At 68.0% G+C, this 6058-nt stretch carries 5 protein-coding genes and 2 pseudogenes; 1 reads left to right on the forward strand and 6 read right to left on the reverse strand.

The window, feature by feature from the left end:
- From EOA24_RS24585 to hemC, 6 genes and pseudogenes are all read right to left on the reverse strand, one after another.
- Positions 1 to 261: pseudogene (locus EOA24_RS24585) on the reverse strand (GMP synthase); the annotation flags it as partial.
- 18 nt (positions 262 to 279) lie between these two features.
- Positions 280 to 759, reverse strand: coding sequence for a TerB family tellurite resistance protein (locus EOA24_RS24590; protein ID WP_126080501.1), 480 nt, complete (start codon positions 757 to 759; stop codon positions 280 to 282).
- A 33-nt stretch (positions 760 to 792) separates the two neighbouring features.
- Positions 793 to 2361, reverse strand: a complete 1569-nt coding sequence (locus EOA24_RS24595; protein WP_126080500.1) for a heme biosynthesis protein HemY — start codon at positions 2359 to 2361, stop codon at positions 793 to 795.
- Between the two features lie 10 nt (positions 2362 to 2371).
- The gene (locus tag EOA24_RS24600) at positions 2372 to 3832 is read right to left on the reverse strand and encodes a COG4223 family protein (RefSeq protein WP_126080499.1); all 1461 of its coding nucleotides are present in this window, start codon (positions 3830 to 3832) and stop codon (positions 2372 to 2374) included.
- A 105-nt stretch (positions 3833 to 3937) separates the two neighbouring features.
- The gene (locus EOA24_RS24605) at positions 3938 to 4651 is read right to left on the reverse strand and encodes a uroporphyrinogen-III synthase (RefSeq protein ID WP_126080498.1); all 714 of its coding nucleotides are present in this window, start codon (positions 4649 to 4651) and stop codon (positions 3938 to 3940) included.
- 1 nt (position 4652) lies between these two features.
- Positions 4653 to 5576 (reverse strand): hydroxymethylbilane synthase, encoded by a 924-nt coding sequence (gene hemC, locus EOA24_RS24610; RefSeq protein WP_126080497.1) that lies wholly within the window; start codon positions 5574 to 5576, stop codon positions 4653 to 4655.
- Between the two features lie 209 nt (positions 5577 to 5785).
- On the opposite strand from hemC, the pseudogene EOA24_RS24615 reads away from it, so the two are divergent.
- A pseudogene (locus EOA24_RS24615) lies at positions 5786 to 6058 on the forward strand (tRNA (adenosine(37)-N6)-threonylcarbamoyltransferase complex transferase subunit TsaD); the annotation flags it as partial.

Below are 6058 nucleotides of genomic sequence, written 5' to 3' on the forward strand. Positions count from 1 at the left end.
GTTCTCCTTCAGCGGGATTTGCAGCCAGTCGGTCTCGCGGCGGACGAACTCGTCCTCGTCATTGGCGCTCATCGGCCCGCCGAACACCACCGCGCCGGCATGGCCGTCCAACGTGCAGGGCAATTCGTCGCCCAATGGCGGTCTGCGGATGTCGAGGTCGAAACCTTCTTCCAGCAGCATATGGCCGACGCGGCCGGGGCTCGACGTTTCCTGATGCAGCACGATCAGGATTTTTGGTCTCGGCCTCGCTCTGGGTGGCATGGAAGGCGATGGGTCCCGTTATTCGTCGCTCGACTTGCCCCGCGCGCCGGGCACCTGCGCCGCCGCCTTGCGGCGCGCCTCGATGCGGTCACGGCGCTCGACGCCGATCAGCTCGGCGACCCGCCAGACGGTGTTGTCCTCCAGCTCGTCAAGCTCGCCGTCGGCATAGACGATTTCCCACATCAGGCCGATGAAGGCCTTGCGCGCCTCGGCGTCGAGATCGCGCTTCAAGACGCTGGTGAAGGCGTAGAGGTCGATCGCCTCATTGTCGGCGCGCTCGCCGGCCGCGGCCAGCGCGTCGAGCTCCTCGCCGCTCACCGAATAGGTCTCGGCCAGGATCTGCTTGAAGCGCTCCCATTCGACGTCCTGGCGCACGCCGTCGGCGTTCATCACATGGTAGAGCAACGCGGAAGCCGCGACGCGCGGATCGTCGGCGCTCGGCTTGGCCTCGCCGCCTCCCGGTAGGTCCCTCAGGAAGGCCAATACGCGCTCGAACATCGATACCTTTTCCCTACCCGCCAAAACCCTGCCTCAGAACAAACGAAACCGGCGCGGCGATTTTTCCGCTTCCTCTTCCGGCGCGACACCCGGATCGTCGGGCAGAGGAGGCAATTCCGAACCCCGCCTGGCGGTTTGAGCTTCGCTGACATCCTCCGTAACAGCCGCGTCCTTCTCGCCGCCATTCGCCGGCGCCGGCTTCTCGGCGGGCGCGTCGGCAACAATGTCGATCGCCTTTTCAGCGGGTTCGGCCGGAGGCGCAGCTGCGATCGCCGGCACCGCAGCGTCCGTCTCGCTGTCGATCAACTGGCCGAGCCGCTCCATCGGCGCGCGCCAGGTGAAGGCGTCGAGCTTGCCGGTGACCGGCGACACCGGCGCCCAGCGCTCGGAGATGACGCCGTCCGCCACCCAGGCCGGATCGCGCGGCGCACGTACGGCTTTGGACAGCAGCTGCCTGACCTTGCCTTGGTCGCCGGTCTCGGCTTCCTCGATATCGGCGAGCAGAAGATAGGCGCCCTCGCGGCGATCCATGCGGATCGCGGCCTCCGCCTCGCGCCGCGCGGTGGCGAAGTCCTGCGCGTCGAGCGCCGCCCGCGCCACGGCCATCGACGACTCGGCGTGGTTCTTCTTCAATTCCTGCAGCTTCTTTGCCCGGTTGAGACGGTCGAGCACGGCGTCGCCCGGCCTCGCATGCGTGTAAAGCTCGGCAATGTCGGGATGCGGCTCGGCCTTCCAGGCGGCTTCCAGGATCTTGGAGCCCTTGCGCACGTCGTTTTGCCGGATAACCAGATCGGCGGCGATCACCGCGGCCGGCGCGAAATCGGGCGCCAGCTTGTTGGCCTCGAGCGCCGCGGTGCGGGCCGCGTTCGGGTCGCTGTCGACCAGCGCCTGCGCCTTGGCCGTCAGCAGCACGGCGCGACGGCGGTTGGCGGCATCGCGTTCGATCTGCCTGGTCGATTTCTGCGCCTCGACCAGCTTCAGCGCGCCGTCCCAGTCGCCACGTTCGGTCAGTTCCTCCAGCGTCGACTCCGCCGCCCAGGCGAGCTGCGGCGCCACCGCCGCCGCGCGGCCGGCATAGTGGCGCGCGGCGTTGCGGTCGCCGAGCCGCTCGGCCTCGAGATAAAGCCCGCGCAGGCCGAGCAGCCGCATCTCGGGATCGTCGAGCATGCGCTCGAATTTCTCGCGCGCGCCTTCATGATCGCCCTCGAGCAGCGAGGCCTGTGCGTCGAGCAGGTTGATCAACGGCTCCTGGTCGGCGCTGATCAGCTTCGCCGCTTCCTTGGTCTTCTTGCGCGCCAGCGCGCCGTCGCCGGCGCCGGCCGCGATCATGCCGGTCGACAGCGCCTGGTAGCCGCGGTCGCGGCGGCGCACGCGGAAATAGCGCGAGATCGTATAGGGGCTGTTCCACAGCGACTTGATCAGCCACCAGACGATCATCACCGCGGCGACCACGCCGGCGATCGCCACCGCCGCCACCATCAGCGTGACCTGGTACTGGTAGCCGTTGAAGGTGACGAGCATCTCGCCCGGACGGTCGGCCAGCCAGGCAAAGCCCAGCCCCAGCGCGAAGACGACGGCGAGGAAAACGAGAAGGCGGATCATCGTGTCGTCCTCACGCCTTCGTCGCGCCGGCAATCAGCGCTTCGAGCTGCTTTTCGACCTCCAGCCGCGCCTTCAGTTTGCCGGCAAAGTCGGCGCCGGCGGCCTTTGAGGCGTCGGGCAGCGTGTCATACTCGCTGAGCGCCTTGGCGTAGTCGCCCTGGTTGACCGCCACTTCCATGCGGGCGACGGTTTCGGGCGCGCCGTTGCCTTCAACGCTGCCGACCGGCCGCACCTTGACCAGCGATTCCGCGCTCGACACCAGGCTCTGGAAGAAACCGGCATCCTGGTCGACAGGCTTTGCCGCCTCGACCATGGCGTTTGCGGCGGCTTCGGCCTCCGACGCGATGGTGGCGCGGGTCGGCACGCCCTTGTCGGCATAGGAGCGCAGCGCCGCGAGCTCGGGCGCGTCCGGCGCGATGGCCGCGAAGGTGTCGAGCTCGGTCGCGAAGGGCGCGCCGCGGTCGAGCGCCGACTTCAGCGCCGAGGCGGCAATGGCCAGCGCGATCTTGGGCTGCGAGGCCTGCGCCTCGACCTTGCCGGAAAGCTGCGACACGGACTGTTCCAGCGCCGCCAGCCGGCCATCCTCGGCCTTGGCCGCGTCGCCGGTCGATTTCACCAGAGCGTCGAGCCCGGCTATCTTCTCGTTGAGCGGACCGAGATCGACGGGCGCCGCATTGCGGTTCTTCTGCAGATCGGCAACGGCGGTCTCGATCTGGCCGACCTTGTCGCCGAGCGCCTTGAGCGCGGCACTGTCACCGCCTTGCCCCGCCGAGGATTTCAACGCCGCCACATCGGACTTGACCTGCTCGATCGCCGTGGACAGACCCTCGACCTTGGCGGAGGCTCCCTTGTCGCCGCTTTCCTTCAGCGCCGCGATCTCGCTTTTCAGCGACGCGATCTCGCCATTGACGCCTTCGAGCGATCCGCCGTTCGATCCCGGCGCGCCAAGCAGGCCGACCGCCTGCAGCAGGCCGGCGCCGGCAAGCGCGATCACGCCGCCGATGACCCCCGCTGCGATGGCGCTGACGCCGGTTCTCCTCGACGGCTGCGGCGCGCGATCCTCACCCCGTGCCTCGCTTCGCATCTCGCTTGATTTCGCTGCCGGGGCGCCGGCAGCGGCAGCGGATGCGTCCTCGAAATTGTAGTCGAAGCCCTGGGGCTGGCTCTTCGGCTCATCGGAGCCGCCTGGATACGGCGCCTCGGGCTCGTCCTTGCCGGCCCCGGCCGCTGCCTGGGCGGCGTCGCTATGCTCCCACGGCTCGATATCGGCCTGCTCGGCATGGATGGGCTCTTCCGGCGCCTCCGGCTGCGAAGCGGCCGCAGCCTCTTCCGCCTTCGCCTCGTCGGTCTGTGCGGCCTTGGCCTTCGCGGCATCCTCGTCGGTGATTCGCGAGACGGCGCCGGGCTCGAGTTCGATGGTCACCGGCTCGCGCCGGGTCTTCGAATGTCGCATCTTCGGCGTCTTGACCATGCTTGGGCTCCGCAAAATGGCTTGGGAATGGATCGAAGGGTCCAGAGCGTCAGGATGCTCTAGCACATCACCAAGCGGTGAAAAGGGGCGGTGTGATGACGCGGCCTAGCGCGGTTGCGACAAAAGCGCGAGCAACGCCTCTTCCTCAGGCTGGGATGCGACGCGGACCCTGCTGCCGGCAATGCCTTCCATCGGCTGGCCGACGCGCGTCGAGAGCGCCAGGAACTGCGTTTTTTCAAAGAGATACCGTAGTGTCGGCCGCGCCATCAGGCCGACCAGCGCTAAGCTGGCCTTGGCTGAATAGAGCAGCGCGGCCTCGACCGGCCGGCCCGACAGGCGGGCGACCACATCGGCATCGCCATAGTCGACGCCTGTCGTGTCGTAGGTCTCGATTGCCTGGACATGCACGCCGGCCGCCGTCAGCCGCTGCTCGAACACCGGAAAGCGGACGCGGCCGCACAGATAGACGATTGCCTTGCCGGCAAGGCCGCCGGCGATGGCGTCGGCCAGCGCCTCGGCATCGCCCGGACCTTCCGCGACCGATAAAAATCCCACCGCCCGGCAGGCCTCGGCCGTCCGTTTGCCGACCGCGTGGCATGGCAGTTCCGCAAGCGACGCGACCAGCGGCTTTGGCGCATGGCGCACCGCATTGGCGCTGGTGACCGCAACCGCGACGGCATCGGCGCCGATGGCCGACTCGACCGGCAATGCCCTCGTCTCGGTAAGCGGCAGCAGGACAGGCTGAAATCCCAGGGCTTCGAGGTGTCGCGCCGTGCGCGACGCGCCGGGCTCCGGCCTCGTCACCAGGACGCGGACCATGTCAGGCCCAGCCGTCGAAGAATTCAGCGCCCGCCCTGGCGCGGACCGTCCGCGCGGCGTTCAGCCCGATCTCCGCCGCGTCCGCGGCCTCGCCTTCCAGCCGCACCTCATGCGATTGCGAGCCATCGGGCGAGATGATCAGCCCGGCGAAGGACAGTTTTTCGCCTGCGACCGTCGCATGGCCGGCGATCGGCGTGCGGCAGGAGCCGTCGAGCGCGGCGAGGAAAGCGCGCTCGCAGGCGAGCGCCTGGCCGGTCGGCACATGATGGATCGCCGCCAGCATTTTTTCGACCTCGCGGTCGCCGACACGGGTTTCGATGCCGATCGCGCCTTGCCCCGGCGCCGGCGGGAAATCCTCGAGCGACATCAGGTCGGTGACGACATGTTCGAGCCCGAGCCGCTTCAGCCCGGCATAGGCCAGGATGGTGCCCTCGGCGACGCCTTCGTCGAGCTTGCGCAGCCTTGTCTGCACATTGCCGCGGAAGATCACCACCTCGAAATCCGGCCGCATACGGCGAAGCAGCGCCTGGCGCCTGAGCGACGACGAACCGACCACTGCGCCATGCGGCAGGTCGGCGATCCGCTTCACCCGTTTGCCGATGAAAGCGTCGCGCGCGTCCTCGCGCGGCAGGAAGGTGACAAGCTCCAGCCCGTCGGGCAGCACCGTCGGCATGTCCTTCGACGAATGCACGGCGATGTCGATGCGGCCGTCGAGCAGCGCTTCCTCGATTTCCTTGGTGAACAGGCCCTTGCCGCCGGCTTCCGAGAGCGGCCGGTCCTGGATGCGGTCGCCGCTGGTCGAGATCGCAATCACTTCGAAGGCTTGCTCGGGCAGCCCGTGCGCCTGCATCAGCCGCGCCCGCGTCTCATGCGCCTGGGCCAGCGCCAGCGGGCTGCCGCGTGTTCCGATTTTCAAAGTTTGCATGGCGCGCGGTCCGTGATAACCCCCGTCCTTGGCCGAGGTCTGTCGAGATTCAGGTCAGGCCGAGCCGAAAAATGGTGGGTTCCGAGAACCGGAGCGGAGCGTACTTGAAGTACGTGAGCACCGGAAGCGCAGGAACCCGTCATTTGCAGGCCGGCATCACCTGAATATCGATAGACCTCTGGTGATACAATCTTTGAGCTAGCGACCAATTGATCCGCGTTCTGGGCATTGAGACGAGCTGCGACGAGACGGCGGCCAGCGTTGTGGCGCTGGACGGCGGCGCCGCGCCCGAAATCCTGTCCAACGTGGTGTTAAGTCAAATCGAGGAGCATGCCGCCTTCGGCGGCGTCGTGCCGGAGATCGCCGCGCGCGCCCATGTCGAGGCGCTGGACGGCATCGTCGAGGCGGCGCTCGCCGACTCCTCCGTCTCGCTAGACGAGGTCGACGCCATCGCCGCCACCGCCGCTCCCGGCCTTGTCGGC

The organism is Mesorhizobium sp. M2A.F.Ca.ET.039.01.1.1 (genome assembly GCF_003998035.1).
GTDB lineage: Bacteria > Pseudomonadota > Alphaproteobacteria > Rhizobiales > Rhizobiaceae > Mesorhizobium.